At 65.1% G+C, this 25,644-nt stretch carries 24 protein-coding genes, 4 tRNA genes and 1 riboswitch; of the genes, 11 read left to right on the top strand and 17 right to left on the bottom strand.

Annotated elements, in window-relative coordinates; genetic code table 11:
• Positions 1-200: 200 nt before the first annotated feature.
• From ACX80O_RS13575 to ACX80O_RS13555, 5 genes are all read right to left on the bottom strand, one after another.
• Entirely contained in the window at positions 201-2,312 is a 2,112-nt protein-coding gene (locus tag ACX80O_RS13575; protein ID WP_459333747.1) for a 3-hydroxyacyl-CoA dehydrogenase NAD-binding domain-containing protein, read from the bottom strand.
• The gene (locus tag ACX80O_RS13570) at positions 2,309-3,568 is read right to left on the bottom strand and encodes a thiolase family protein (protein WP_459307209.1); all 1,260 of its coding nucleotides are present in this window, start codon (positions 3,566-3,568) and stop codon (positions 2,309-2,311) included. Before ACX80O_RS13570 ends, ACX80O_RS13575 begins: the two co-directional genes overlap by 4 nt.
• A gap of 116 nt (positions 3,569-3,684) precedes the next feature.
• Entirely contained in the window at positions 3,685-4,992 is a 1,308-nt protein-coding gene (locus ACX80O_RS13565) for an HRDC domain-containing protein (protein ID WP_459307210.1), read from the bottom strand.
• 82 nt (positions 4,993-5,074) lie between these two features.
• A complete protein-coding gene (locus tag ACX80O_RS13560; RefSeq protein WP_459333749.1) occupies positions 5,075-5,683 on the bottom strand; it encodes a DUF3000 domain-containing protein in 609 nt (202 codons plus the stop codon).
• A 140-nt stretch (positions 5,684-5,823) separates the two neighbouring features.
• On the bottom strand, positions 5,824-6,909 hold the full coding sequence (locus tag ACX80O_RS13555; protein ID WP_459333746.1) for a threonine aldolase family protein: 1,086 nt from the start codon (positions 6,907-6,909) through the stop codon (positions 5,824-5,826).
• Positions 6,910-7,137: 228 nt separating this feature from the next.
• Here ACX80O_RS13555 and ACX80O_RS13550 point away from each other — a divergent pair, with 228 nt between their 5' ends.
• Positions 7,138-8,697, top strand: coding sequence for a sulfatase-like hydrolase/transferase (locus ACX80O_RS13550; protein WP_459333745.1), 1,560 nt, complete (start codon positions 7,138-7,140; stop codon positions 8,695-8,697).
• A gap of 12 nt (positions 8,698-8,709) precedes the next feature.
• Here ACX80O_RS13550 and ACX80O_RS13545 read toward each other — a convergent pair whose 3' ends face one another.
• From ACX80O_RS13545 to ACX80O_RS13530, 4 genes are all read right to left on the bottom strand, one after another.
• Entirely contained in the window at positions 8,710-9,462 is a 753-nt protein-coding gene (locus ACX80O_RS13545) for an SDR family NAD(P)-dependent oxidoreductase (RefSeq protein WP_459307213.1), read from the bottom strand.
• Complete coding sequence (locus ACX80O_RS13540) at positions 9,459-10,817, bottom strand: DUF6421 family protein (RefSeq protein ID WP_459333748.1); 1,359 nt, start codon at positions 10,815-10,817, stop codon at positions 9,459-9,461. Before ACX80O_RS13540 ends, ACX80O_RS13545 begins: the two co-directional genes overlap by 4 nt.
• 177 nt (positions 10,818-10,994) lie before the next feature.
• Positions 10,995-11,417: a peptide-methionine (R)-S-oxide reductase MsrB gene (gene msrB, locus ACX80O_RS13535; RefSeq protein ID WP_459307215.1), complete on the bottom strand. Its 423-nt coding sequence runs from the start codon at positions 11,415-11,417 to the stop codon at positions 10,995-10,997.
• Positions 11,418-11,431: 14 nt separating this feature from the next.
• Positions 11,432-11,923, bottom strand: coding sequence for a putative universal stress family protein (locus ACX80O_RS13530; RefSeq protein WP_459307216.1), 492 nt, complete (start codon positions 11,921-11,923; stop codon positions 11,432-11,434).
• A gap of 113 nt (positions 11,924-12,036) precedes the next feature.
• Here ACX80O_RS13530 and ACX80O_RS13525 point away from each other — a divergent pair, with 113 nt between their 5' ends.
• On the top strand, positions 12,037-13,278 hold the full coding sequence (locus tag ACX80O_RS13525) for an alpha/beta hydrolase family protein (RefSeq protein ID WP_459333744.1): 1,242 nt from the start codon (positions 12,037-12,039) through the stop codon (positions 13,276-13,278).
• A gap of 18 nt (positions 13,279-13,296) precedes the next feature.
• Here the strand turns inward: ACX80O_RS13525 and ACX80O_RS13520 are convergent, their stop codons facing one another.
• Positions 13,297-13,743, bottom strand: a complete 447-nt coding sequence (locus tag ACX80O_RS13520) for a SufE family protein (RefSeq protein ID WP_459307272.1) — start codon at positions 13,741-13,743, stop codon at positions 13,297-13,299.
• A complete protein-coding gene (locus ACX80O_RS13515; protein ID WP_459307218.1) occupies positions 13,737-14,636 on the bottom strand; it encodes a sulfurtransferase in 900 nt (299 codons plus the stop codon). Before ACX80O_RS13515 ends, ACX80O_RS13520 begins: the two co-directional genes overlap by 7 nt.
• Before the next feature lie 154 nt (positions 14,637-14,790).
• Between ACX80O_RS13515 and zapE the strand changes: the two genes are divergently transcribed.
• Positions 14,791-15,840, top strand: a complete 1,050-nt coding sequence (gene zapE, locus ACX80O_RS13510) for a cell division protein ZapE (protein ID WP_459307219.1) — start codon at positions 14,791-14,793, stop codon at positions 15,838-15,840.
• Between the two features lie 75 nt (positions 15,841-15,915).
• Here zapE and ACX80O_RS13505 read toward each other — a convergent pair whose 3' ends face one another.
• Entirely contained in the window at positions 15,916-16,167 is a 252-nt protein-coding gene (locus ACX80O_RS13505; RefSeq protein WP_459307220.1) for an antitoxin, read from the bottom strand.
• A 160-nt stretch (positions 16,168-16,327) separates the two neighbouring features.
• Positions 16,328-16,389, top strand: a riboswitch (guanidine-III (ykkC-III) riboswitch).
• A 15-nt stretch (positions 16,390-16,404) separates the two neighbouring features.
• Between ACX80O_RS13505 and ACX80O_RS13500 the strand changes: the two genes are divergently transcribed.
• Positions 16,405-16,719: a DMT family transporter gene (locus tag ACX80O_RS13500; protein ID WP_459307221.1), complete on the top strand. Its 315-nt coding sequence runs from the start codon at positions 16,405-16,407 to the stop codon at positions 16,717-16,719.
• A 222-nt stretch (positions 16,720-16,941) separates the two neighbouring features.
• Here the strand turns inward: ACX80O_RS13500 and ACX80O_RS13495 are convergent.
• The 4 genes from ACX80O_RS13495 to ACX80O_RS13480 form a co-directional block, all read right to left on the bottom strand.
• Positions 16,942-17,018 (bottom strand) — tRNA-Gly (locus tag ACX80O_RS13495).
• A 51-nt stretch (positions 17,019-17,069) separates the two neighbouring features.
• Positions 17,070-17,141: transfer RNA gene (locus ACX80O_RS13490), tRNA-Val, on the bottom strand.
• A gap of 26 nt (positions 17,142-17,167) precedes the next feature.
• A tRNA-Cys gene (locus tag ACX80O_RS13485) sits at positions 17,168-17,241 on the bottom strand.
• A 54-nt stretch (positions 17,242-17,295) separates the two neighbouring features.
• Positions 17,296-17,369: transfer RNA gene (locus tag ACX80O_RS13480), tRNA-Gly, on the bottom strand.
• Positions 17,370-17,543: 174 nt separating this feature from the next.
• On the opposite strand from ACX80O_RS13480, the gene ACX80O_RS13475 reads away from it, so the two are divergent.
• The 5 genes from ACX80O_RS13475 (at position 17,544) to rpe (ending at position 22,406) form a co-directional block, all read left to right on the top strand.
• The gene (locus ACX80O_RS13475; protein ID WP_459333743.1) at positions 17,544-18,398 is read left to right on the top strand and encodes a cytochrome; all 855 of its coding nucleotides are present in this window, start codon (positions 17,544-17,546) and stop codon (positions 18,396-18,398) included.
• Between the two features lie 193 nt (positions 18,399-18,591).
• On the top strand, positions 18,592-19,224 hold the full coding sequence (def, locus tag ACX80O_RS13470) for a peptide deformylase (RefSeq protein WP_459333742.1): 633 nt from the start codon (positions 18,592-18,594) through the stop codon (positions 19,222-19,224).
• Complete coding sequence (gene fmt, locus ACX80O_RS13465) at positions 19,221-20,174, top strand: methionyl-tRNA formyltransferase (protein WP_459307232.1); 954 nt, start codon at positions 19,221-19,223, stop codon at positions 20,172-20,174. Before def ends, fmt begins: the two co-directional genes overlap by 4 nt.
• A complete protein-coding gene (locus ACX80O_RS13460) occupies positions 20,171-21,688 on the top strand; it encodes an RsmB/NOP family class I SAM-dependent RNA methyltransferase (RefSeq protein WP_459333741.1) in 1,518 nt (505 codons plus the stop codon). Before fmt ends, ACX80O_RS13460 begins: the two co-directional genes overlap by 4 nt.
• 28 nt (positions 21,689-21,716) lie before the next feature.
• Positions 21,717-22,406 carry a ribulose-phosphate 3-epimerase gene (rpe, locus tag ACX80O_RS13455; RefSeq protein WP_459307234.1) on the top strand — a complete coding sequence of 230 codons (690 nt, stop codon included), beginning with the start codon at positions 21,717-21,719 and terminating at the stop codon, positions 22,404-22,406.
• Positions 22,407-22,490: 84 nt separating this feature from the next.
• Here rpe and ACX80O_RS13450 read toward each other — a convergent pair whose 3' ends face one another.
• The gene (locus ACX80O_RS13450) at positions 22,491-23,147 is read right to left on the bottom strand and encodes an acVLRF1 family peptidyl-tRNA hydrolase (RefSeq protein WP_459333740.1); all 657 of its coding nucleotides are present in this window, start codon (positions 23,145-23,147) and stop codon (positions 22,491-22,493) included.
• Between the two features lie 93 nt (positions 23,148-23,240).
• On the opposite strand from ACX80O_RS13450, the gene ACX80O_RS13445 reads away from it, so the two are divergent.
• Both ACX80O_RS13445 and rpsD read left to right on the top strand, forming a co-directional pair.
• On the top strand, positions 23,241-24,641 hold the full coding sequence (locus ACX80O_RS13445; protein WP_459333739.1) for a replication-associated recombination protein A: 1,401 nt from the start codon (positions 23,241-23,243) through the stop codon (positions 24,639-24,641).
• A 261-nt stretch (positions 24,642-24,902) separates the two neighbouring features.
• On the top strand, positions 24,903-25,529 hold the full coding sequence (rpsD, locus tag ACX80O_RS13440; protein ID WP_019482828.1) for a 30S ribosomal protein S4: 627 nt from the start codon (positions 24,903-24,905) through the stop codon (positions 25,527-25,529).
• Positions 25,530-25,644: the final 115 nt, after the last annotated feature.

Raw genomic sequence — 25,644 nt, 5'->3', positions numbered from 1 at the left:
TCAATGACCGGCCGCGTAAAACCCTCGGCGGAATCACCCCCGCATACGCCATGCAACAACTACTATTCGAACCAGAAACCCCTACCGTTGCGACGACCGCTTGAATACACCTCCGCCTTGGAACGACAACGACCCGCCGTCGGCATCTGACAGGTGCGGACGCCGGGTCGTTTGGTGGTGGGGGTGTCGTGCCAGCCCGGCTAGTGGAAGGTCTTCCCGTTGACCCGCTCGGAGGCCCCCACCCGATCCAGGTACGGGGTGATGCCGCCGAGGTGGAATGGCCAGCCAGCACCCAGGATGACGCACAGGTCAATATCTTCGGGAGCAGCAACCACACCCTCAGCAAGCATCCGGCCAATCTCATCAGCAAGCGCATCCTGGGTCCGGCGCAGCACCTCGGCGCTGTCTGACGCCGAATCTCCGCGCGACATCAACGCCAGAGTTGACGGCGGAACCGTCTCAGCGCCGTCGTCCCCCTTCACCCAGAGGCCCTTGATCCCCGCGTCGATCAGTTTCTGCTGGTTCCCTGAAACGTGGAAACGGTCGCCGAACGCAGCATGCAGGGACTCCTGCACATGCTGGCCGACCGGCAGGCCCACCAGGGCTAGCAGCCTGAACGGAGTCATCGGCAACCCCATCGGGCGCAGCGCATCATCGGCGGTCGCCGCATCGGTGCCCTCGTCGAAGACAGCAGTGATCTCACCGAACATCCGGCCAAGAATCCGGTTCACCACAAACGCTGTCGCATCCTGGACCAGCACCGCAGATTTCTTCAGTTCCTTGGCCAGTGCAAAGGCCGTCGCCAGGACGGCGTCGTCGGTGTGCGGAGCCTTGACAATCTCCAGCAGTGGCATCGCAGCCACCGGGTTAAAGAAGTGGAACCCCAGCACCCGCTCCGGGTGGCCCAGGTCCGCCGCCATCTCAGTGACGGACAGCGAGGAGGTGTTGGTGGCGAGAATGCACTCGGACGACACCACAGCTTCCACCTCGGCGAAGACAGTCTTCTTGACGCCCAGCTCCTCAAAGACGGCCTCGATGACGAAGTCCGCATCGGCGAACGCCTCCTTGGAGACCGACCCGGTGACCAGCGCCTTCGTGCGGTTTGCCGCATCGGCAGAGAGCCGCTGCTTTGACAGCAGCTTGTCCACCTCGGCATGAACATAGGCCACGCCCTTATCGACGCGCTGCTGGTCGATGTCGGTGAGGACCACCGGGACCTTGAGCTGACGGGCGAACAGCAGAGCGAGTTGTCCGGCCATCAAGCCTGCGCCAACGACGCCGACCTTCGTCACCTTGCGCGCCAGTTTGCGGTCGGGTGCGCCGGCCGGGCGCTTGGCCCGCTTCTGAACCAGATCCAGGAAGGCGTAGACGGTCGAGTGGAACTCTGGGGTCTGCATGAGCTCGGTCAGTGCCGCGCACTCGGCGGCGGCTGACTCTTCGGCGGTGGAGCTCTTCCCGGCCTCAAACAGGTCCAGCACCCTACCCGGTGCTGGTGCAGCGTTGGAGGTCTTGGCAGCAACGAAGGCACGCCCCGCGGCGGCCGCCGCATCCCAGTCGCCGTCCGTGTACGTGGCAGGGCCGGCGCGGCGGGTATGAACAGCCGACGGGTCGTTGAGCACCCCGGCCGCCCAGGCGAGTGATTGCTCAAGGAAGTCGGCCGGCTCGAGCAGGACATCGGCGATGCCCATCCCGAAAGCGGCCCGCCCGTCGAGCATCCGGTTATTGCTCAGTGGGTTCTCAATCATGACCTTCACCGCCGCGGCGGGTCCAATCAGGCGCGGAAGTCGGTAGACCCCACCCCAGCCCGGAACCAGGCCGATGAAGGCTTCGGGCAGACCAATGCCCTTGGCCCCGGTGGAAATGGTGCGGTAGTCGGCTGCAAGGGCAACCTCCAGGCCGCCACCGAGTGCCACACCGTTGATGAAGGCGAAGCTGGGGACGCCCAGAGTGCCGAGCAGGTTGTAGGCGTCGTGGCCCAGTTCGGCCATCAGCCGGCCGTAGTGGGCAGCCCTGAGCGACTTGACCGTCGACAGGTCGGCGCCGGCCACCAGGAAGTGTGGTTTTCCGGTGATGCCCACGGCGGCCAGTTCGCCGTTCGCGGCGCGGGCTTTGAGCCCCTCAAGGACCCGGCCCAGCCCGATCAGCGTGTTCGGGCCGAGGGTGGTGGGTTTGGTGTGGTCCAGCCCGTTATCCAGGGTGATGAGGGCGAGGATACCGGCGTCGTGGGCTAGCGGAATGTCCTGAACGTAGGAGTGGGTGATCACCTCGTCAGGGACCAGCGCTGCGAGTTCTTCATAACGGTCAAAGCTCATGCTGCGTCCTCCGCTGCGGTCGACGAGTAGTCGGGGTGGTGGGGGTTCTCCCAGATGACGGTGGCACCCATGCCCAGGCCGATGCACATGGTGGTCATGCCGTACCGCACCGATGGGTCCTCGTCGAACTGGCGGGCAAGCTGCAGCATCAGCCGCACACCCGAGGAGGCCAGCGGATGCCCGACGGCGATGGCGCCACCGTAACGGTTGACGCGGGGATCGTCGTCGGCGATGCCGAAGTGGTCCAGGAACGAGAGCACCTGGACGGCGAACGCCTCGTTGATTTCAAACAAGCCAATGTCGTCGATGGACAGACCGGCCTGCCGCAGTGCCTTCTCCGTGGCGGGAACCGGGCCGATCCCCATCACCTCAGGCTCGACGCCGGCGAAAGCGTAGGCGACCAGGCGCATTTTGGCAGGCAAACCCAGCTCCGCCGCGGCATCCGAAGAGGCGAGCAACGCGGCCGTGGCGCCGTCGTTCAGCCCGGCAGCGTTGCCAGCGGTGACCCGGCCGTGGGAACGGAAGGGGGTGCGCAGTGCGGCAAGGTCCTCGGTGGTAGTGCCGGGGCGGGGCGGTTCGTCGACGGTGTTGACGGTCCAGCCCGTGCCGTCCTTCCGGGAGGCGACGGGAACCAGATCAGGCTGGATCTGGCCGCTGGCGTAGGCGGCTGCAAGCTTCGTCTGACTGGCAACGGCGTACGCGTCGGCGCGGTCCTTGGTGATGGCGGGGAAGCGGTCGTGCAGGTTCTCAGCCGTGTTGCCCATGTTTAGGGCGGCAGGGTCAACCAGCCGCTCGGACATGAATCGGGGATTCGGGTCGGTGTCAGCGCCCATCGGGTGGTTACCCATGTGCTCGACGCCGCCAGCGATCACCACGTCGTAGGCGCCAAACGCGATGCCCGACGCCGTCGTCGTCACCGCGGTCATGGCGCCGGCGCACATCCGGTCGATAGCGAAGCCGGGGACCGAACGGGGGAGACCTGCCAGGAGGGCGGCGGTCCGCCCGATGGTGAGGCCCTGGTCCCCGGTCTGAGTGGTGGCGGCGATGGCGACGTCGTCAATCCGCTCTGGAGGAAGCGTGGGGTTGCGACGCATCAGGTCGCGGATGCACTTCACCACCAGGTCGTCTGCACGGACGCCCGCGTAGATGCCCTTTTCGCCGGCTTTGCCGAACGGAGTCCGGACGCCGTCGACAAAAACGACGTCCCTGATCCGGCGGCCTGCACCGGTCTGTGCTGGCACTGTAGTGGTGCTCACCTGTTGCTCCTCATTGAATCTTTGTTCGATCTGAGATGACGATTCGACCCTATGTTACTAGCGGGTAACTTAGGCCGCAAGGACGGCAGGGAGAGACAGCCATTGTTGAGCCCGCTCTAGCTGGAGGAGTTGGCGGTTCTGGCGACTTTCTCGGGCAGGGGATCGGGATCAAGGAAGGCCACGGTCAGCACTGCTGCGGTCGTCTCGACCTGCCACGGGCGGGCGCCCAGGTCCGCAAGCGCCGCGCTGAGCGACTCGAGGGTGATTTCGGCTGGCGGCCGCCAGGCCACTCGCCGCAGATAATCCGGCGTCAGCAAATTCTCGATCGGCAGATTCAGGGACTCTGCGATGGCTGCCAGCCGGGGGCGTGCGGTTGCCAGTCGCGCCGCAGCCTCGGGATCCTTGTCGGCCCAGACCCGCGGTGGCGGCGGTGAATTAGTGGGAAGCTGGAGTTCGGGCAGCTCCGTTTGTGATCGGGCGTCGCTGATGCAGCGCAGCCAGCGCGGCGCCTCACGTGCCGCGGCGCGGCCATGAAACCCGCTGGTGCCCAGGAGTTGGGGAACTGTCGCTGGCATGGCCTTGGCGGCCGCGAGGATTGCCGAATCGGGGATCAGCCTGCCGGGGGCAATGTCCCGGTTCTTCGCCAAATCCTCCCGTTCCAACCACAGCTGACGCACCGCCGCCAGCTGGCGGCGGTCACGGATCTGATGCAGCCCCGAATTCCTACGCCAGGGATCGACGCGCGGCTCGGCGGGCGGGGTGTTGCGGATGTGCTCGAACTCCTGCTCGGCGAAGTCGAGCTTGCCCTCTCGGGCCAGGAGGTCGATCAGTTCGCTGCGCAGTTCGGTGAGCACTTCGACGTCGAGCGCCGCATAGCGCAGCCATGGCTCGGGGAGAGGGCGTCGGGACCAGTCGGCCGCAGAATGTTCCTTGGCGAGAGTGTAGCCCAGCAGACTTTCGATGACCGCTGCCAGTCCCACCCGGGGCAGCCCCGCAATGCGTGCCGCGAGTTCGGTGTCGAACAAGCGGTCGGGCCACATGCCTAGCTCTGAGAGGCAGGGGAGGTCCTGGGTCGCTGCGTGAAGGATCCATTCGACACCCTGCAGCGCCTCATCGATGATGCGCAGGTCAGTGAAGGGCTCAGGGTCGATCAGCCAGGTGCCGGATCCTTCACGGCGGATCTGCACCAAAAACGCGCGTTGCCCGTAGCGGAACCCTGAAGCCCGCTCTGCATCGACTCCGGCCGGGCCGGTTCCCCGCGCCAAAGCCCGCGCCGCTCGTTCGAGGCCGGCCTGGGTGTCGATGACCAGCGGCACCCCGTCTTTGGGTTCTTTGAGGAGCGGGAGAGGCTCCGCGACGTCCGGCAGGGGTGCGTCACTACCTGGAATGGGATCGTCAGTGGGCTCAGAAGTCTGCGAGGTCATGATTGATCCAGTCTAGCCGCGCGGTTTGGGCGGCCGTGCCAGCATCTCGCCGAGCTTCGGATGGGTCATCGGTGCGTTGGCGCTAGTTTCTGCGCCGGTTTGGCAGCGACACCACGCCGTCCGGGAGCGGTGGCAGGCCCGCGAAGGTGCAGACCATGTCAGCCCAGGCCTCAAGATGATTCGCCACCATCGATGAGTCAGGAGTCCAGGAGGCACGCAGCTCGATGTCGATGCTGTCCGGTCTGCCGGTCAGGGTCCCGTAGCTTTCCGACAGGATTCGGGTGGCTGTCCCGCCCGCGGATCCGTACTCGGCACCGTGGTTCTGGAGGGCTTCCACCAGCCAGGTCCACGCGACCGAGCCCAGGAGCGAGTCGTTGCCCATCTCGGGTTCGAGTTGCGCCCGAATGTAGGTGACAATCCGAAAGGTGCCGTCCCATAGCTCAGAACCGTTCGGGTCATGAAGGAGGATGAACCGCCCCGTCGCCAATTCTTCCTGCTCTGTTCCAGCGAATGCGGCTCTCGCTGGTCCGTGTACCGGAAGTCGTTGCGGTCCCGCCTGGAAGACCTCCGCGCCCAAGGCCACTGCATACGGGGCTAGCCGCGAGGGGGCTGGAATTTCGTCAAGCCGGATCTCGCTGCGGCAGTTCGCCTGCCGGAGTTCCGTCAGGGCTGACCGGAAGTCACGGGGCATCGTGGTTAGATCGCCAATTGCGCTCACTCACGAAGGCTATGGCATGCAGCCCTTCGCGTCGGGCAGGCTCGCCGGTGGAGGAAGCCAGATGGGGCCAGCGGGGTGGAGCGATCCGGATGGTGGGCGGGGGCGGGGGCGCCCTAGCTCTGGTCCCCGCTGGCCGCTGTCTCTCTGCGGATTGCGGCAGCGAAGGCGTCCACGTCCTCGGCGGTCGTGTCGAAGGAGCACATCCAGCGCACCTCGCCGGTGACGACATCCCAGTCGTAAAACGTGAACTCTTCGCGGACCCGGTCTGCTGCGTCTCGGGGGAGTACCGCGAAGACTGCATTGGCTGCTGTCTGCTGCGTGAGCTGCACCCCGGGAATTTCGCTGACCAGCGCCGTGAGGCGGGCCGCCATTGCATTGGAGTGGGCTGCTGAGCGTAACCACAGCCCGTCCTCCAGCAGTGCGATCAGCTGGACCGAGATGAAGCGCATTTTGGAGGCGAGTTGCATGTTCATTTTGCGGAGGTAGGTCAGCCCGGTGGACGCCTGAGGGTTTAGGACCACAATGCATTCCCCGAACAGGAGTCCGTTCTTGGTCCCACCGAAGGTGAGTATGTCGACGCCGGCGTCCCGGGTAAAGGCCCTCAACGGCAGGTTCAGGGCCGCCGCAGCATTGGCAATCCGTGCACCATCCAGGTGCAGGTGCATGCCACGGGCGTGCACGTGATCGGCGATCGCCCTGATCTCTTCAACCGTGTAAAGGGTTCCCAGCTCGGTGGTCTGCGTGATGGACACAACCAGGGGCTGCGCCCGGTGCTCGTCGCCCCAGCCCCAGGCTTCACTGTCGATCAGCTCCGGGGTGAGTTTGCCGTCGGGGGTGGGGACTGCAAGGAGCTTGATCCCGCCGATACGCTCGGGCGCCCCGTTCTCGTCCTTATTGATATGAGCGGTCTGGGCGCAGATGACAGCACCCCATCGCGGCAGCAGGGACTGCAGGCTGAGGACGTTGGCGCCAGTTCCGTTGAAAACGGGAAACACTTCGGTGCCCGCGCCAAAGTGTTCCCGCATGATTTCCTGGAGGCGCTGGGTGTACACGTCGTCGCCGTAGGCGGTCTGGTGGCCGCCGTTCGCGGCGGCCAGAGCAGCGAGGACTTCGGGGTGAACACCCGAGTAGTTATCCGACGCGAAGCCGCGAACGTCGGGGTTGTGAAGGGAGGCAGAGGGCGCAATTGTTTCAGTCACGTCTCAATTATCACTCAGCTGGCGTGTCCGTTAAAAGTCCTCGGCAGATAAGTCCACTCACGGCCGGTCACACCACTCACATAACGGCGCGGTGAACAATTCGCGACGAACAGTTGAATTTCTGTTGAACAAGACGGGAAACGGGACTACGCTGCTGTGAGCCCGAAGACGGGCCGGATGTCAAGGGTGTTCGGTGACTATGCAGGCACCTGGACGGCAGGGGGTGCCATGCTTGACCGTACTCTTCACGTGATCCGACGAACCGGCGTCGTCGTGGGACTCATTGTGGTGCACTTTCTCATCGGCGCGGGCATCGCACTGCTCATGGCCGCCGTCATCATTCGTTCCCACTGGGGCGAAATTTCCGTCAACCAGATGCTCCTGAACATTGTGTCAGTGGAAACCGACGGCGGTGGCGGATCCATTGTCTGGATCAGTGTTCTGGGAATCGGGGTGTTGCCCCTGCTCATCACGGTCGGGATAGCCCTGTGGCGATCGGTGCGGCGCCGCAAGCGCCGCCGCACCGGCGACAGCCTCCGTCCTCGTCGCTCGCCGTGGATCACGCGCACCATCTCCTCCAGCCTGGTCGCCGCGATAGTTGTCGGCGGTACCAGCGCTTTTGCCAGCACCGTGGGCGTGAGGGACTACATTGACGCGGCCAATTCCGAGTACGACGTCGGTGACTTCTATGTGGAGCCAATCGTCACCGACGACGCTAACAAGCGCAACCTGGTGCTGATCTATCTCGAATCCGGTGAGGCCACCCTCGCAGACGACCAGCTCTTCGAGAAGGACGCCTTTGCTCCCCTTAAGGCGGTGACCGAGGCATCAGACGGCTGGCAGAGCGTGGCCGACCTCACGCAGTACGAGGGGGGAGGCTGGACCATGTCCGGACTCGTCTCGACGCAGTGCGGCATCCCGCTGAAGGGCATTGGCGCCGCCTCGGGCGGCGGCGCATACAACGCTCTCGGCGGCAACGTCGACACCTACCTCGGAGGATCCACCTGCCTGGGCGATGTCCTGGCCGGGCACGGCTACACGAACGTTTTCCTGGGTGGGGCCAACTCTTCCTTCGCCGCGAAGAACGTCTTCCTGGGCAACCACGGTTACTCGAGGGTAAAGGATCTATCCCACTGGCGCGCCGCGGGCGAGCCGAAAAAGGCCTTCCGCAGTGACTGGGGCCTCAGCGATGAACGCCTCTTGGCGAACGCCAGGGACGAGGTCGACGAACTGCACGCCGAGGCGGAAAGGACCGGCCGGCCGTTCAACCTCTCCCTGCTGACGCTCGATACCCATGAGCCGGTGCATATCTTTGACTACTGCTCTGTGGATACGCAGAGTGAGGTCACCTCCGTGTTCGCCTGTTCCCTGACGCAGGTGGCCGGATTTGTGGACCATCTGCGGCGGCAGGGCTATCTCGACGACACCGCCGTGGTGATTATGGGTGACCACCTTAAGCAGCTGGGAGGCGGACATGCTTTCCAGGAGCAGCTGGCGAACAACCCCGACCGCACCATCTTCAATCGGATCTGGGTTCCGGGCAGGGACAAGGGCGGCATCCTGCGGCCCCGAATGGACCAGTTAAACATGTATCCGACAATCCTGGACGCCGTCGGACTGACCGCCGTAGATCAGGAGGCAGGGTTGGGCGTGTCAGCTTTCGCTTCGAAGGTCCCGGCCGACTCAGCACAAGCCTTGCGGCCGGGACCCTATGCCGAGCTGGTGAAGTCGCTCTCTCAGCAGTTTTACGCGAATGCCTGGGCTGGCGAGGACGCCGCCGAGCAATAGCGCCGCCCATCTTTAGCCCGCCAGGACGATGCGCTGGCCATTGATGGCTGGCGCGTCCTCGGCGAAGAGTCCGACTACCGCCGCCGCGAGGTCATCGACGTGGGTGTAGCCGGGGAACGTGCGGTCCGGGTGGGCGGTTCGCATCGCGTCGTCGACGAGTGCCTTGACTACCACAATGGTGGCCGCCGACGTCGGGCCCGAGGCGGTGGTGCTGGAGCCATCCGCTGTCTGCTGGTCGCGCCGAAATCCGTCGGCCACCGCCCGGGTCCAGGTTTCCGCGGCCGCCTTGACCGCCGCATAGGAGGCGACAGCCGCCGTCGGGCTGTCCACGGCGGTGGAGGAGACGATCGCCAGCCGGCCGGTCCGGGAGGCAACAAGTGCTGCGTAGAAGGCACGGCTGGTGTTTCTGAGGGTGGTGAGCCCGCTGGTGTGAAGGGCCTCGTAGTCGTCGTCGGACTGTCCGGTGATCCCGCTGCCGCCGCGCCACCCTCCCACCAAGTGAATGAGGCCATCGATCGAGGGGTAGTCGGCCGTGAGCGCGCGGGCCAGGTCATCGACTGCCGGTGCGTCGGCGAGGTCGCAGACCCTGCGGTCCACCTCCTTGAGGTGTCCCAGGGCGCGATCCAGCCTGCCCTTATCCGAGCCGACGGCCACCACTGAAGCACCGTGCTGCCTCAGCAGGGTGACGCAGGCGATGCCCGATGCCCCCGCGGCGCCGGCCACGACAACGGTCAGGCCGTCCAGCGTGGGGGCACCGGCGTTCACGCGGCGGTTCCGGTGATCCCGGCGGTTGACTCGATAACCTGCTTCATCTTGCGGTCAAGGGCCTCAAAGAACATGGAGAGCGGGAATTCGTCGTCCAGGACGGCGTCGGTCAGCCCGCGGGGCGGGCCGGTCAGTTCGAGAGCGTCGGGACCTTTAGCCCACACCGACGCAGGGTGGGGCGTCACCGTTTCGGTGACCAGGTCATAGGCGGCAAGCCAGTGGGCAGTCTTCGGGCGGTCGATGGACCGCCAGTACAGCTGCTCGATCTTCTCACCGAGGGCAATGACGACGTCGGGAACCTCGTCCCAGTCAATGCTGAGGCGGCTGTCGGTCCAGTGCAGCACGTGGTGCTGGTGCAGCCATGCGAACAGGAGCTGACCCCCCAGCCCGTCGTAGTTCCTGACCCTGCTGCCGGTGATGGAGAAGCGGAAGATCCTGTCGAAGATGACCGCGTACTGCACCAGCCGGGCGTGGCGGCGGGTTTCGTCCGGCTCTGATTCGTTATGGGCAATCTTCACCGATTCGCGGAAGGCGGTCAGGTCACACCTGAGTTCCTCGAGGGAGTACAGGAAGTAGGGCATCCGCTGCTTGATCATGAACGGGTCGAAGGGCAGGTCCCCGCGCATGTGGGTGCGGTCGTGAATGAGGTCCCACATGACAAAGGTGCGCTCGGCGAGCTGCTGGTCCGCAACCAGTTCAGCGGCTTCTGCCGGGAGCTCCAGTTTGGTGATGTCGGCTGCGGCGGTGACCACCCGGCGGAAGCGTGCCGCTTCACGGTCGGCGAAGATGGCGCCCCAGGTGAACTGCGGAGTGGTGCTGACGGCAACCGTCTCGGGGAAGAGGACAGCCGAGTTGGTGTCATATCCGGCGGTGAAGTCGAGGAACCGGATCGGGACGAAGAGTCTGTTGGAGTAATCGCCGGCTTCCAGTTCGGCGATGAATTCCGGCCAGAGCACCTCGATTAGGACTGCTTCGACCAGTCGGTTGGTGCTTCCGTTCTGGGTGTACATCGGGAACACCACCAGATGCCGCAGACCGTCGACCCGGTGCTGCTGTGGCTGGAACTGCAGGAGGGAATTGAGGAAGTCGGGCACACCGAAACTCGTCGCCTGCCAGGCGCGGAAGTCCCCGACCAGGGCGGCGAGGTAGGCGGCGTCGTGAGGGAAGGCCGGCGACAGGGTCTCGATGGCGTCAATGATGGCGGTGACCAACCCAGCTGCGGCGGGGAGGTCCGACGGCTCCGGGACGGACCCGTCCTTAACCTGGAGGGCCTGCAACGTCGAGGCCGCGGTCTTGAGCTGATGCCAGGCCAGTGACTTCTCGGGCGCCTCAGCGCACGAGACGGCAGGAAGCATGGCGGGTCCGGCCGCGGTGGGGCTGGTGTCTATGGTCGTCGAGGTCATAGAAGCGAGCGTAGCAACTAAAAAGGTTTACTTACCGAAAAAGACTGCGAGCCTAAGTAACTCTTATGCAGCTCGGGCTCTGCCCGGACGGGAGGCCCAGATGTGCTGGACCTCCCGATCGCCAGCGGCCTAGGCCTGTTCGACCAGTTTCATGGAGACCGAGTTGATGCAGAACCGCTGATCGGTGGGGGTGCCGTAACCCTCGCCCTCGAAAAGGTGGCCCAGGTGCGAATCGCAGTTCGCGCACCGGACCTCGGTACGCTTCATGCCCATGGACGTGTCATGCAGGTATCGGACGGTGTCCTCAGCCAGCGGGGCCCAGAAGGACGGCCAGCCACAATGCGAATCGAACTTCTCGTTGCTGGTGAACAGCTCATGGCCGCACGCGCGACACTGGTAGACACCTTTGGTGTCGTTTTCGTAGTACTCGCCGGTATAGGGACGTTCCGTGCCGGCCTGGCGAAGGACGCGGTATTCCTCAGCTGTCAGCTCTGAACGCCACTCGTCGTCGGTCTTCTGGACAGGGACATCGCTGGGTTCTGTTGTGCTCATGGTTTCTTCAACGCCTAGGAACCGCCGATAAATCCCGAACCGGAGTAGAGGTGCAGCACAGGCACTCCCAGCCGGTCCTGTGCCTGATTAGCCCAGTCGGTGTGCAGCGTGTCGGCGACGGCGTGTGGACGGGTGATAACGACAGCCTGGCGGGCGTCATGTTCGGCGACTGCCTCCACCAAGGCTTCGACGGCGTTGCCAGACGCGACGAACCCGCGCGCCGGAAGTCCGTGGGACTCAGCCACCCGCATCGATGCCTCAAGCGCCGCCTCTGCGCTGACCCGTGACTCCTGTGCCGAAGGCTGCCCCTGGGACAGATCGCGGAACGCACCGGAAAATTCCAGGAGGCTCAGATGGTGAAAGAACTCGGCCAGCACATTCTTGTGGCGGTCGTCAGGGATCAACACCAGCAACGTGGCCGGCTCGTCACCGACAAGGGTCGACAGATTCTTTGCGTCAGCGTCGTTGAGGCTTTCTTCGGTCAGTACCACTATCGTCTCGGCCATGAGCCAAGACTAGTGCTCAAGCCGCCCGCGCCCTAGCAACCGGCACCATGGGGCCGGCGCGACACCCCGCCCTGTGTGTCGACGATCCGCGGAACGTCAGGCAAGAATGGGGTATGCCTAAACTTCGCGTCCCGTCGTCGGCGCCGACCGAAACCGCACCCTGGGTCAAATGGACCATGCTTGGGGTCGGGATTGGTGGTGCCGTCGGGTCAACGGTCGCTGCCGCCACCTCAGGTCTTGCCGCCCACTTCGCACGGCAGGTGGTCACACCGGCACGCGTGAGAGATGAGAACCTCGACATTCTTGCGGTGATCGGAACAGGCACGGGACAACAGGTCATCCTCCCGGCAAACGACGACACCACGGTCGAGGGAACGTACAGCCTCTACTTCGACGGCGGCCGCGGGCACGCCCGGATCGGAGCAATCCGGTCCTACGTTCCTCGTGAGGGAACCGTTCAGCGCGAGGTGGAGGCCGTCTACTCGGGCCAGCTGCCCGGCGCTACCCGGGGATGGTGGAGCGGTGCGGTCTACCCTTCGCCGTCATCGCTTGGCTTCGCCGAGGAGGAGGTGGGTATTCCTGTCGAGGGGGGAGTAGCCCCCGCCTGGCTGATCCGGGCGGAGGGATTATCTCAAGATTGGGCGGTGATGGTCCATGGCCGGGGAGTGCAGCGGACCGAGGGCCTGCGGGCCGTGCGGCTGGCGCGCTCGCTCGGGATGACCTGCCTGCTGGCCTCGTACCGGAACGACGGCGAAGCCCCGTACGCTGCCGACGGCAGGTATGGGCTGGGGATGACCGAATGGCGCGATGTCGAGGCGGCCATTGACTACGCAGTGGCCCACGGGGCCGAGGGCGTGGTGCTTTTCGGCTGGTCGATGGGCGGCGCGATCTGCCTCCAGACCGCCGACCTTTCCCGGCACCGCCAGCGGATCAAGGCACTTGTGCTCGATGGTCCGGTGGTCAACTGGATCGAGGTCCTCGCACATCACGCGCAGCTCAACCGCATCCCGGCGTCGATCGGCCGGCTGGGCCAATGGCTCTTGACCAACCGCGCGGGCCGTAAAGTCACCGGGCTGGCGGCGCCGCTCGACCTGAAGAGTCTTGACTGGGTGGCCCGCGCCGAGCAGCTGACCATCCCGACCCTGATCATTCACAGCGAGGACGACGAATTCGTCCCGGTGGGTCCATCAGCCGAACTAGCCGAAAAAAACCCGGCTTTCGTGACCTTCGAACGGTTTCACCGGGCCCGGCACACCAAGGAGTGGAACGTCGACCCGGTGAAGTGGGAGCAGACGGTGGCCGCCTGGCTCGCCCCGGTCCTTCACGGTCGTGCCCGGCCGGGCGTCCGGGCCTGACCGCGCGAGGAAGCCGGGCTAGGCCGGCTGCCCGGCCCGCACCGTCCGTTTGATCCGACCCAGCATCGCGGTCATTCCGCGCATGCGCAGCGGGGTGATGGCCCGGGTGAGCCCCAGCCGATCCGGTACATCGTCGGGGACGGCGAGGATATCAGCGGAAGGCAGCCCGTCCAGGCCCTCCAGCAGCACGCCAGCGAACCCACGGGTGGTGGGCGCCTCCGGCGGCGCTGAAAAGTGCAGGTGCACAATCCGCTCGGGGTCCCCGCCGATCTCGACGTTAAGGAATAGGGGCGTCTGGCATTCGACCACCTGTTGCAGCAACTCCGGGTGCTCCCGAAGGTGTTGTGGGAGTTCGGGGAGCCCCTGAGAGAACTCGAGCAACAATTGCAGCCGGTCGGGTTCGTCGAGAGCCTGAAAGTCCTCGACAATCTCTTCCAACTTGTTGGGAAGCGGCGTGGTCACGATACCGGAACCTCGCCGCGCTCTTCACCTTTGACGATGGGGACCCGCACAGCGTTGCCCCACTCGGTCCAGGACCCGTCGTAATTGCGTACCTTGGTGAACCCCAGCAGGTGGAACAGGACAAACCAGGTGTGGCTGGACCGTTCCCCGATCCGGCAGTAGGCAACAACGTCGTCGTCATCCTTCAAGCCAACCTCGTCGCGGTAGATGGCGTCGAGCTCACTCCTACTCCGGAAGGTGCCGTCCTCGGCGGCGGCGCGGGCCCACGGCACCGACGCGGCCGATGGAATATGGCCCCCCCGGAGTGCGCCCTCCTCGGGGTAGGCAGGCATATGGGTGCGTGCACCGGTGTACTCCTCCACTGAGCGGACGTCGATCAGAGGCTTTCCGAAATGATCCAGGACGTCACTCAGATAGGCGCGGATGGGAGGGTCGTTGCGTTCCACTACCGGGTAGTCGGTGGTCTGGGCGGCGGGCACCTCGGTGGTGGTTGGCCTTCCCTCGGCCAACCACTTGTCGCGGCCACCGTCGAGCAACCGGACGTCCTCGTGGCCGAACAGGGTGAACACCCAGAGCGCGTAGGCGGCCCACCAGTTGCTCTTGTCGCCGTAAATCACCACCGTCGAGTCCCGGGAGATGCCCTTGGTTGACATCAACCGGGCAAACGCTGCGCCGTCAACGTAATCGCGGGTGACCTCATCATTGAGATCGGTGTGCCAGTCCACCTTCACCGCTCCCTGGATGTGGCCGGTGTTGTAGAGCAGCACATCCTCATCGGATTCGACGACGACCAGCGACGGGGTATCAAGATTCTCCGCCAGCCAGTCCGTGGTGACGAGCCGTTCCGGGTGGGCATAGTGAGCGAATTTCTCATTGGGATCTGCTGCGACTGACATCCGTGGCCTTCCTCGTGATGTATGTGTGGTCTCTACTAGCCTAACCACGGGCACCCACAATTTTTTCCGGGGCGTCCACAGTGCGCCATGATTGCTCACCGGCGGGCGGCATGAGGGCGCCCGGCCAGGGGGGAGTGCCGTATTCTTGCCTACCGTGGCAACTATCGAACAGCTTTCCCAACGGACCCCCAAAGTTTCGGTCGACGAACTTCTGACGGGCTTCTATCCGTCCCCACGATTCGGCGACGTCTCCTTTGACAGCTACCGCCCGGATCCCGGTCAGCCGTCGCAGGCCGCTGCAGTCAAAGCGCTGTCCGAGTTTGCCGACATGGTCAACCAGCCGGAACCGACGGGCTTGCGTAAGCTGTTCGGCGCGAAGAAGGCTCGGGCCCGGGCGGGGATCTACCTGGACGGCGGTTTCGGGGTGGGAAAAACCCACCTGTTGGCGTCACTTTGGCATGCCACCACCGGCAAGAAGGCCTTCGGGACGTTCGTCGAGTACACTAACCTGGTGGGCGCCCTGTCGTTCCGGCGGGCGGTCGACGCCCTCTCCGGGTATGCGCTGGTCTGTATTGATGAGTTTGAACTCGACGATCCAGGCGACACGGTCCTGATGTCCCGGCTGATGCGCGAACTCGCCGACGCGGGAGTGAAGCTCGCTGCGACGTCGAACACCCTCCCGGGCTCGCTGGGCGACGGACGATTCGCCGCCGTCGACTTCCAACGGGAAATCCAGGTGCTCGCCGACCAATTTGATGTGCTCCGGATCGATGGTGAGGACTACCGCCACCGTGGGCTCCCCGAGGCGCCGGTTCCCTTCACCGAGGCAGGCCTCCACGACCGGGTTCGCGACCTCAAGGGCGGCCCCGACGGGTTGCTCGCCGAGGACTCCTTCAGCGACCTGGTCAAGCATCTCGCCGGCGTGCACCCAAGCCGGTACCGGCAGCTGATCGACGGGGTGGATTTCATCGCCTGGCACCACGTGGCGACCATCTCGGAGCAGGCTGTCGCACTCCGTTTCGTGGTCCTCGCCGACAGGATCTATGACAAGGATATCCCCGTGCTGGCCAGCGGCGTCGCCTTCGACCAGCTCTTCACCGAAGAAATGATGACCGGCGGGTACATGAAGAAGTACCACCGCGCGGTATCACGGTTGACCGCGTTGGCGCGTCAGGGCAGCGAGCTGGAGCGCACCAGCCCGTAGGCACTGTTCCTGAACGCAGAAAGTGCCGGCGCTGCCTCGCGGCAGGACCGGCACTTTCTTCTCGAGCAACAGGTCTTATACGGCCGGGGGAGTCCCGGGGCCAGCTGGCCGGTTGGTGTCCCCGCGGTCGGTCTTATCGACCATTTCGGAGGCTTTGGACTGAACCTTGTCGATCTTGTCGGCGTACTTGCCACCGGTCTTGCTGTCAACAAAGTTGCCAGCGTGACCGATACCGTCCTTGATCTTTCCAGAGTTCTCGCCCACCAGTTCGGTTGCCTTTTCCTTCAGCATCCCGGCCTTGCCCTTGAGCCCGTCAAATATAGACACAGGCACCTCCTTTCGATCCGGGAACCTGATGCTCCCACTGATAAGTATCTTAGAACGCCGGGGTGACAGTTCCAAGGAGAAAGCCTGTGCTGTGGCTGGGTATCCGCCATGGGCGTATTCGGGCCGGAGATTGCTCCGGGGCCAGGGGTGTGACAGCCTTGAAGGGCCAGATGGCACCCGGACGAGGTGCGCCGTACCCGGTCAGCGACAAGACGGCGTTTCAGGAGTGAGACAGTCATGGCATGGATCGTTTTAGTGGTATCGGGTGTGCTCGAAGCCGTCTGGGCTACGGCCTTGGGGAAGTCCGAAGGGTTCACCCGGCTAGTCCCCACCATCATTTTCGGTATCGCGGTCACGCTCAGCATGGCCGGTCTGGCGTGGGCCATGCGAACCCTTCCCGTGGGGACCGCCTATGCGGTCTGGGTAGGGATCGGCGCGTCCCTGACCGTGGCCTACGCGATGATGTTCGACGGCGAATCTGCGTCAGTCGTCAAAGTGCTGTTGGTCCTGGGGATTGTTGCCTGCGTGATCGGCTTGAAGCTGCTGCACTGACATCCGTGTGGCGTTCTCGTGCAGGGTTTCCCACCCATGGGGCGTGGTCATTGGGAATGTCTAGATATTCCCAATGATGGGTGCCGGTGAGTGGGATTCCCGGCCGTGGAGCAGCACAGGTGCCCACTATCAGCGGACAGTTGCTGGGCATAGACGCTCATGCCCTGTGAGACCGCGTGCTGGCGGGCATCTGTGTCGATCGGAGCCCGTGTGCTGGGGATGTGGAGCGGACGACGGGATTCGAACCCGCGACATCCACCTTGGCAAGGTGGTGCTCTAGCCAGCTGAGCTACGTCCGCGAAAAAGCGGTACCCGGTAGATTCCGGAGAATCACTGGGAACCGCTTTGAGTGGGCGATACTGGGATCGAACCAGTGACCTCTTCCGTGTCAGGGAAGCGCGCTACCGCTGCGCCAATCGCCCATCTAAATGGGTGCAAGATCGCGTACTGGAGGTGGGGACGGGATTCGAACCCGCGTATACGGCTTTGCAGGCCGCTGCCTCGCCTCTCGGCCACCCCACCGTGCCTGGTAAACCAGGACCACCGAATGTACTTCAGCGGTTACAGTGACTTGCGAGCGGACGACGGGATTCGAACCCGCGACATCCACCTTGGCAAGGTGGTGCTCTAGCCAGCTGAGCTACGTCCGCATTGTTGGGTTAGGTCTTATAACCCACGGTAAATCGCTTGATTTGCGGGGTTATTCGTCGCTTTCCAACGAGTAAAAACTCTATAGGAGGAAATGGGGTTCGTCCAATCCGCGTCCGACAGCGTCGGCTACCGGCCGAATGTAGATTGTCGGTGTCCGGTGTCAGACTGGAAGCATGACTCAACCGCTGCTGGCTCATTCGACTGAGCACGGACGCATGTACTCCCGATCGACCTCTGACCGCCCAATCGTTCCGTCGATCACCACCGTCATCTCTCAGGCGACGACGTCGCTTGATGGGTGGATCGGCTATATGGCCGCCAACGCCGTCGCCAATGATCCCCGGGTGCCCGCGGCGCTCGGCAATCCGTCACAGCTTCGGACGGTGGTCAAGGATGCCTCGGTCGCCGCCGAACGGTACCGGGATGAGGCAGCCGGTCGCGGCACCCGAGTGCACTACTACTGCGAGCAGGTTGCGCTGCGGGATCTCGAACAGTCTCACGACGTCGACGCCGCCCGGCTGGCCCTCGTCGAAAACGGCGAGGAGGCCTTCGCCGCCCGCTTCGACGAATGGTGGACGCTGTACCAGGTGCGGCCCATCGCGGCGGAGCTGACCGTGTGGAATCAGGAGGTGGGCTACGCCGGAACTCTTGATCTGCTCGCCGAGATCGGCGGGCGGATGTGCCTGATCGACTTCAAGACCAAAAACACCGATCGTGATGGCCAGGTCAAGCCACTGGACGACAAAGTGGTGATGCAACTGGTCGCCGGAATGAAGGCTCAGGAGAGCCTGATCGACGGCGAAGCGGGGTCCTGGGAGCCGTGGAAGTACGACCACGAACTGATCCTGTTGGGAGTGGCGATCGGGAAGACTGAAGTGCGGGCCATGCGGGCCAACCCCGACGTCCTGAAAGAGCACTGGTTCCGGTTCTGCGCGCTGAGACGGTCGTGGGAGGCTGGGCTTGACGCCGCGGCCGCCGGGCGCGCGCTGCTCCCCATTGGCCCACCACCGGTGCCGGCCGCGTGCTGACAGCCGGGCAAACCACTGGCCAGCTCAGGAGCCTCCTGGTTCCCGCCTAGAATGGCAGTGAGCCCCAGAAGTTATCAGCCGGTGAACAATCGGCAGTAGTGAACCGTCAACACCCGGTGAAGTTTTCGCAGCAAAGTTCCCACATGAAGTCTCCATATATGAAGCCTCCACAAACGTTAGGACCACGTAAAGCATGGCCGTCTTGAACATTCGGATCATCGGCGACCCGGTACTGAGAACCCCTGCTGCAGAGGTCACCGGGTTCGGCCCCGATCTCGCCAGGCTGGTCGCTGACATGACGGAAACGATGGACGATGTGCAGGGCGCCGGTCTTGCTGCCCCCCAGGTGGGGATCAGTTTGCGGGTGTTCACCTTCAGGATCGGCAACGCCTCGGGGTATGTAGTGAACCCACTCCTCAACGTGGGCGCCGAGGTGGCACCCGACGACACAGAAGGTTGCCTGTCCATCCCCGGGCTCGGCTACCCGGTGGAGCGGGCCAACTGGGCCAGGGTGACCGGGTTGGACGTCGATGGACAGGCGGTCGAGTACGAAGCGACGGGTATGCTGGCCCGGTGCTTCCAGCACGAAACCGACCACCTCAACGGCTCGCTTTACATTCAACGGCTGGTGGGGGAGCACCGGAAAGCTGCCATGCGCGCCATCCGAAGCTCCACCTACTCGGCCGTCGCAGACCGAACGGCACGGGAACGGGCGCAGTCCATCGGCTCCAGTTTTGGATTCGGATCTGCCACGGCGCAGGCCGCCGGACAGCCAACCGGACGGCCAACCGGACGGCCAACCGGCCACGGAACCAGGCAGCCATGAGGGTGATCTTCGCCGGCACCCCGACCGTCGCGGTGCCGTCCCTCGACGCGCTGGTCCAGGCAGGGTTCGACGTCGTCGCTGTGCTGACCCGCGAAGACGCACCACTCGGGCGGAAACGGGTCATGACGCCCAGCCCGGTGGCCGCCCGGGCCGCGGAACTGGACCTTCAGGTTCTTCGCGCCAACCGCATCGACGGCCCCATCATTGAACAGATCGCCGCACTCGGCGTCGACGTGGCGGCGATTGTCGCGTATGGCGGGCTGGTTCCGTCAGGTGCCCTCGACCTCCCGGTGCACGGCTGGATCAACCTTCACTTCTCGCTGCTGCCGGCCTGGCGCGGTGCGGCTCCGGTGCAGCACGCGGTGATCGCCGGGGACGAACTCACTGGCGCATCCACCTTCCGCCTTGAGGTGGGCCTTGATACCGGGCCGGTCTACGGGACCATGACCGAAGCCGTGCGGCCCAGCGACACCAGCGGCGAGCTGCTGGACCGGTTGTCCCACAGCGGGGCTGTCCTTCTGGTACAGACCCTGTCCGCTGTCGCCGCGGGCCGGGCCGAGGCGGTTCCCCAGCAGGGGGCCGTCAGCCTGGCTCCGAAGCTGATGATCGACGACGCACGGGTGGACTGGTCCCAGCCGGCCCTTACCGTCCGGCGCAGGATCAACGGGGTGACGCCCGAACCGGGCGCCTGGACCCGGCTCGGTGACCAGCGGGTGAAGGTCGGTCCGGTCTCACTAGCAACCCGGTCAGTATCGGACTCCGCGCCGGCGTCGGACGTAGTCCCGGACCTGGCGCCGGGCGAAGTCACACTCGACGGGACTTCAGTGCTGGTGGGTACAGGCTCGACCGCCGTCGTCCTCGGCGATGTCCAGCCCGCCGGGAAAAAGCCAATGCGTGCACAGGATTGGGCGCGCGGCGCCCTCCAACAAGGAGAGCTGGTTTTCTCGTGACCAACCAACAGGGACAAGGCAGCACCGGCGGCTCGGAACGGCGTCGTAACGCTGCCGGCCGTGAGCGCAACCGGCCAGAACCGCGTGGGTTCTCCACCGCTGCGCCCTCGGAGCGGACCCGGCGTGCCGACCCGGCGAGGCTGGTGGCGTTCGAAGTGTTGCGCGCTGTCGCTGCCGATGACGCCTACGCCAACCTCGTGCTGCCCGTCAGCATCAGGAAGCATCGCCTTGACAAACGTGACGCCGGGTTCGCCACCGAGTTGGCTTACGGGGCGCTGCGCGGGCAGGGCACGTATGACGCGGTGCTGGCGACCTGCGTCGATCGACCCCTGGAGAAGCTTGACCCGGCGATCCTCGACGCCCTGCGGATCGGCACTCATCAGCTGCTCGCGATGCGGGTACCAGCCCACGCCGCCCTGGACCAGACGGTGGGCCTAGCCCGCGCGGTGATTGGCGCCGGACCGTCGGCCCTCATCAACGCGGTCCTGCGCCGGGTCTCAGCGAAGACCCTTGACCAATGGGTTGCTGAACTTACGACCGGCCTGACCGACGCCACCAAAATCAGCTCACTCACGCACAGCCACCCCGAGTGGATTGTCCGCGCCCTCCGCCAGGCTCTCGTGGACCACGGCCGCGACGTCTCGGAGATCGAGACCCTGCTGGCCGCCAACAATGCTGCACCGGTGGTCAACCTGCTGGCCCTCCCCGGACTGGGGTCCCTCGATGAGGCCTTCGAAGCGGGAGCCGAACCCGGTGAACTCGCCGAAGGGTCAGCCTTGTTCTCCGCCGGTGACGTGGGCCGACTGGAAAGCATCCGGGTCGGCACCACCCGGGTGCAGGATGCCGGGTCCCAGCTGGTCGCCCGAGCCCTGGCCGCCGTGGAACTGAACGGCGCCGTCGAGAACGGGCGCAAGTCCGAGCAATGGCTCGACCTGTGCGCAGGCCCGGGGGGGAAATCAGCCCTGCTCGGTGCCCTCGCTCAGCAGCGCGGCCACACCCTGGTGGCCAACGAACCGGCCGAGCACCGCGCCCAACTGGTGCGGCAGGCCCTCCGGCCGCTCGATCCCGCAGTCTGGACCGTGCGCGTCGGCGATGGTCGGACCGTCGCTGACGAGCTTCCCGACACCTTCGACCGGGTCCTCGTCGACGCCCCCTGCACCGGACTTGGTGCGCTCCGCCGTCGGCCGGAAGCCCGCTGGCGACGGAAGCCCTCCGACATTGCTGCCCTCGGGACACTGCAGCGTGAACTCCTCGCCGCGGCCCTTCGGGCCGTCCGACCCGGCGGGGTGGTGGCCTATGTCACCTGTTCACCCCACCCGGCCGAGACCTCAGCGGTGATTCAGGACTGCCTGCGCCGCCGCGACGACGTCGAACTCATCGACGCCGGGGCGGCGCTCGACGGCGTCAGCCTCACCGGTGCGCTAGCGGCCGGTCACGGGTCCACAGCCCAGTTGTGGCCTCACATTCATGGCACCGACGCCATGTATCTCGCATTGATCCGTCGCACGGCTTAAAAACACTCACCCCCGCCGAAGGAGCGCCATGACCGCCTGCTGCATCAACCCAAGCATCCTGTCCGCCGACTTCGCGAACCTCCAGACTGAGCTGGCACGTATCGCCTCGGCCGATGCGGTGCACGTGGATGTGATGGACAACAGCTTTGTTCCCAACCTCACGCTGGGCCTGCCGGTCGTCAAACGGATCCAGGAGGTCAGTGCTCTCCCGCTGGACGTCCACCTGATGATTGACGACGCCGACCGGTGGGCCCCCGGTTACGCCGAGGTGGGTGCCGCCTCGGTGACCTTCCACGCCGAGGCTGCCGCCGCGCCGATCCGGCTGGCCCGTGAACTCCGCAGCATCGGCTCGAAAGCAGGGCTGGCGCTGCGCCCGGCAACGCCGGTTGAACCGTACCTGGACCTGCTGGGTGAACTGGACCTCCTGCTCATCATGACCGTCGAACCAGGATTCGGCGGACAGCCGTTCCTCGACGTCATGCTGCCCAAGATCCGCCGGGCCGCCGACGCGGTCCAAGGAAGCGGCCTCGCGGTTGCCATCCAGGTCGACGGCGGGATTACCGAGGACACCATCCTGCGCGCCGCCGACGCCGGGGCCACTGTCTTCGTTGCAGGGTCGGCCGTCTACGGCGCAGCAGATCCCGACGCCGCCGTCGTGAGTCTCCGCGCTGCGGCGCAGCGCGCCGCAGAAAAGCGCGCTGCAGACGAGCGCCGATAGCTCCTCGCCGCACGGAACAGGGCCGCACAGAATCAAGGCCAGTCGGAACCGGGCCAAGGGAGACCGCCCTGCGTCTGTGGGAGGTCAGGCATCAATAATGGTGATCCTGATCGAGCGGGCATCGATTGCCGCCTGCTGCAGGATGTCGAGCCGCGGATCGGGCACCACGAGAAACTTCAGCTGCGGCAGGGAATGGTAGCTGCGCAGCAGGGGGTTTGCCAGGGTCTCGGCGGACAGCGGCCGGTCGCCGCCCAACTGCAGCAAACCCGGACGATGCTCCCCGAACAGCCGTGCCGTGTGCGTCGCCGCCGCGTCGGCCAGCCCTGACGCCTGGTTCGCCCGACGCCGCGCGAACCGCTGCTGTGACCAGCCACCGGCAGCGGTCCGGGACTGCACATATTTGGTGCCGGTCTTCGACGCGATCAACCTGCCATTCTCGGCAACGCCCACCGCGTAACCGCCCCGCCGCACCAGCACCAGCCCGACGAGGCGCTGACTGGTGGCCAAGGCAATCAGGTCATCGACGGTCGTGCTGTCGGGGCCGGAGCCGGCAGCAGCTTCCCCGGGCGGTTCCAGGAGGGCTACGCGCCCGTTGGTCCCGCGCAGCATCAGCCCGCCGCGCGAGCGGACCTCCGCATCAAGCTCAGCCGTGCACGCCAACCCGCCGTTCCCGGCGACGAACCGGTCCACCCAGCCGGGCAGCCGTTCGGGCGGCACCAACACGTGGCGCGGTGATCCCATGACTACTCCCTCTCCACGCCGATGGCGTGCACCCCCGCTGTAGTGCGGCCGCCGATGCTCCTGCCGTCAGTGCTTCACAGTAGCCTTGGCTGTGTGAATGATCTATTCAGTGCCGCCTACGGAGCTGACGACGAGGACGACGACGCCGCGCCCACCCGCAGCGCCAGCAGTGCTGAACGCCACCGGAGCCCGCTCGCCGTCAGAATGAGACCGCGCTCCATCGACGAAGTGGTCGGTCAGCAGCATCTACTCGGCCCGGGTTCACCGCTGCGCAGCCTGGCCGGCGACGCCGACCGCACGGGGCCGGCCGGACCGTCGTCAGTCATCCTGTGGGGACCCCCGGGAACGGGAAAGACCACCCTCGCCCATGTCATTGCGCGGGGTCGCGGCAGAACCTTCGTTGAACTCTCGGCGATCACCGCGGGTGTGAAGGACGTTCGCCGGGTCATGGACGAGGCGCTGACCGCCCGCGACCTGCACCGCACCACCACAGTGCTGTTCCTCGACGAGATCCACCGGTTCAACAAAGCGCAGCAAGACGCATTGCTGCCTGGGGTTGAGAACCGGTGGGTGGTCCTGATCGCGGCGACCACCGAGAACCCTTCGTTTTCGGTGGTGTCGCCGCTGTTGTCCAGGTCGCTTTTGCAGACCCTGAAACCCCTCACCGAGGCTGACATCGCGAACCTCCTAGCCCGGGCAGCCGAGGATCCGCGGGGCCTCGACGGGTCGGTGCGGATCAGCGACGGCGCGATGGAGCACCTGGTCAGGCTCGCCGCCGGGGATGCCCGCCGTGGTCTGACGGCGTTGGAAGCGGCCGCAGGAGTTGCCCATTCGGCCTCCGCCGATCCGAGCGCACCGGTAGTGGTGGAGCTTGAGCACGCCGAGAAGGCAGTCGACGTGGCTGCGCTGCGGTATGACCGCGCCGGAGACCAGCATTACGACGTCGCCAGTGCGTTCATCAAGTCCTTGCGGGGGTCCGACGTCGACGCTGCGCTCCACTATCTGGCGAAGATGCTCGAGGCGGGGGAGGACCCCCGGTTCGTGGCTCGGCGGCTCATGATTTCGGCGGCCGAGGATGTTGGTATGGCTGACCCGACGGCGCTGCAGACGGCTGTCGCTGCCGCCCAGGCAGTGGCGCTGATCGGTATGCCCGAGGGCCGGATCATCCTGGCCGAGGCGGTGGTGCACATCGCCACCGCACCCAAGTCCAACGCCTCCTATAACGGAATCAACGCAGCTGTCGCCGATGTGAGGGCGGGCCGAGGCCAGGGCATCCCACAACATTTACGGGACGCCCACTATCCGGGAGCGAAGCAACTGGGCCACGGCAGCGGCTACGTGTATTCGCACGATGAGCCCCACGGCATCGCCGCCCAGCAGTACGCCCCCGACGATCTGGCAGGGCACGACTACTACTTGCCCACCGACCGGGGTGCTGAACGGGACATCGGTTCGCGGCTGGCGCGGCTCCGGCGGATCATCAGGGGGAAGTGATTCTCCAGTGCCCGTCTGGCACTGCTAGGATAGTTGGTTGACTGGCAAGTCGCGTTGAGCGCGCCCATCATCTACTGGATATCCGCTTCGGCGGTCTCCCTTAGGTGTGGTCTGTGTGCGGGCGAACTGTAGTACCGGGAAGCGGCTACTCCCGGCTCTCCGCAAGTGGAGGCCAGCGACACTGAAAGTGCCTACCGTTCAGCTGGGTCAGACCGGCTGAATGGGAGAGCTGCTTTGCCGCAAAAATAATGGAAGGTATTCGTGGCTAACAACACACGTGCCCGCCGTAAGGTTCGCATTTCGCGAGCCCTCGGCATCGCTTTGACCCCAAAGGCTGAAAAGTATCTGGAACGTCGGCCCTACGCGCCCGGCCAGCACGGACGCGCCCGCCGCAAGCAGGACAGCGACTACGCTGTACGGTTGCGCGAAAAACAGCGTCTGCGCGCCCAGTACGGCATCCGCGAAGCCCAGATGACCCGGGTCTTCGAAGAAGCACGCCGCACCAAGGGCCTGACTGGTGAGAACCTGATTGAACTGCTCGAAATGCGTCTCGATGCTCTGGTGCTCCGCGCTGGCTTCGCCCGCACTAGCGCGCAGGCCCGTCAGCTGGTTGTTCACCGTCACATCATGGTTGACGGTTCACGCGTTGACCGTCCGTCCTACCGCGTCGCCGAAGGACAGCTCATTCACGTTCACCCTCGCAGTGAGGTCCTCGACCCGCTGCAGGTTGCCGCCGCAGGCGCGCACCGCGACGTGTTGCCAGCAGTTCCCGGCTACCTCGAGGTTCAGCTGGACAAGCTTCAGGCTCGCCTGGTGCGCCGGCCCAAGCGCTCCGAGGTCCCCGTGACCTGTGAAGAGCAGCTCGTGGTGGAGTACTACGCACGCTGATTCCTGAGCTATTTCAGCATGGACCCTGTTCAAAGGCCCGCGGCATACGCCGCGGGCCTTTGAGTAGGTAAGGTACAGAGGTAAGTTATCGCCGCCGAGCTATCGAGGCCCAGGC

The organism is Arthrobacter glycogeni, from assembly GCF_054511155.1.
This window is presented reverse-complemented; position numbering and strand designations above follow the sequence as displayed.

Bases quoted from the DNA above. Each gene is read 5' to 3' on its own strand.
- ACX80O_RS13575 (WP_459333747.1), bottom strand. From the start codon at position 2,312: ATGAGCTTTGACCGTTATGAAGAACTCGCAGCGCTGGTCCCTGACGAG.
- ACX80O_RS13565 (WP_459307210.1), bottom strand. From the start codon at position 4,992: ATGACCTCGCAGACTTCTGAGCCCACTGACGATCCCATTCCAGGTAGT.
- ACX80O_RS13560 (WP_459333749.1), bottom strand. From the start codon at position 5,683: ATGCCCCGTGACTTCCGGTCAGCCCTGACGGAACTCCGGCAGGCGAAC.
- ACX80O_RS13550 (WP_459333745.1), top strand. From the start codon at position 7,138: ATGCTTGACCGTACTCTTCACGTGATCCGACGAACCGGCGTCGTCGTG.
- ACX80O_RS13540 (WP_459333748.1), bottom strand. From the start codon at position 10,817: ATGCTTCCTGCCGTCTCGTGCGCTGAGGCGCCCGAGAAGTCACTGGCC.
- msrB (WP_459307215.1), bottom strand. From the start codon at position 11,417: ATGAGCACAACAGAACCCAGCGATGTCCCTGTCCAGAAGACCGACGAC.
- ACX80O_RS13530 (WP_459307216.1), bottom strand. From the start codon at position 11,923: ATGGCCGAGACGATAGTGGTACTGACCGAAGAAAGCCTCAACGACGCT.
- ACX80O_RS13525 (WP_459333744.1), top strand. From the start codon at position 12,037: ATGCCTAAACTTCGCGTCCCGTCGTCGGCGCCGACCGAAACCGCACCC.
- ACX80O_RS13515 (WP_459307218.1), bottom strand. From the start codon at position 14,636: ATGTCAGTCGCAGCAGATCCCAATGAGAAATTCGCTCACTATGCCCAC.
- ACX80O_RS13500 (WP_459307221.1), top strand. From the start codon at position 16,405: ATGGCATGGATCGTTTTAGTGGTATCGGGTGTGCTCGAAGCCGTCTGG.
- ACX80O_RS13475 (WP_459333743.1), top strand. From the start codon at position 17,544: ATGACTCAACCGCTGCTGGCTCATTCGACTGAGCACGGACGCATGTAC.
- def (WP_459333742.1), top strand. From the start codon at position 18,592: ATGGCCGTCTTGAACATTCGGATCATCGGCGACCCGGTACTGAGAACC.
- fmt (WP_459307232.1), top strand. From the start codon at position 19,221: ATGAGGGTGATCTTCGCCGGCACCCCGACCGTCGCGGTGCCGTCCCTC.
- rpe (WP_459307234.1), top strand. From the start codon at position 21,717: ATGACCGCCTGCTGCATCAACCCAAGCATCCTGTCCGCCGACTTCGCG.
- ACX80O_RS13450 (WP_459333740.1), bottom strand. From the start codon at position 23,147: ATGGGATCACCGCGCCACGTGTTGGTGCCGCCCGAACGGCTGCCCGGC.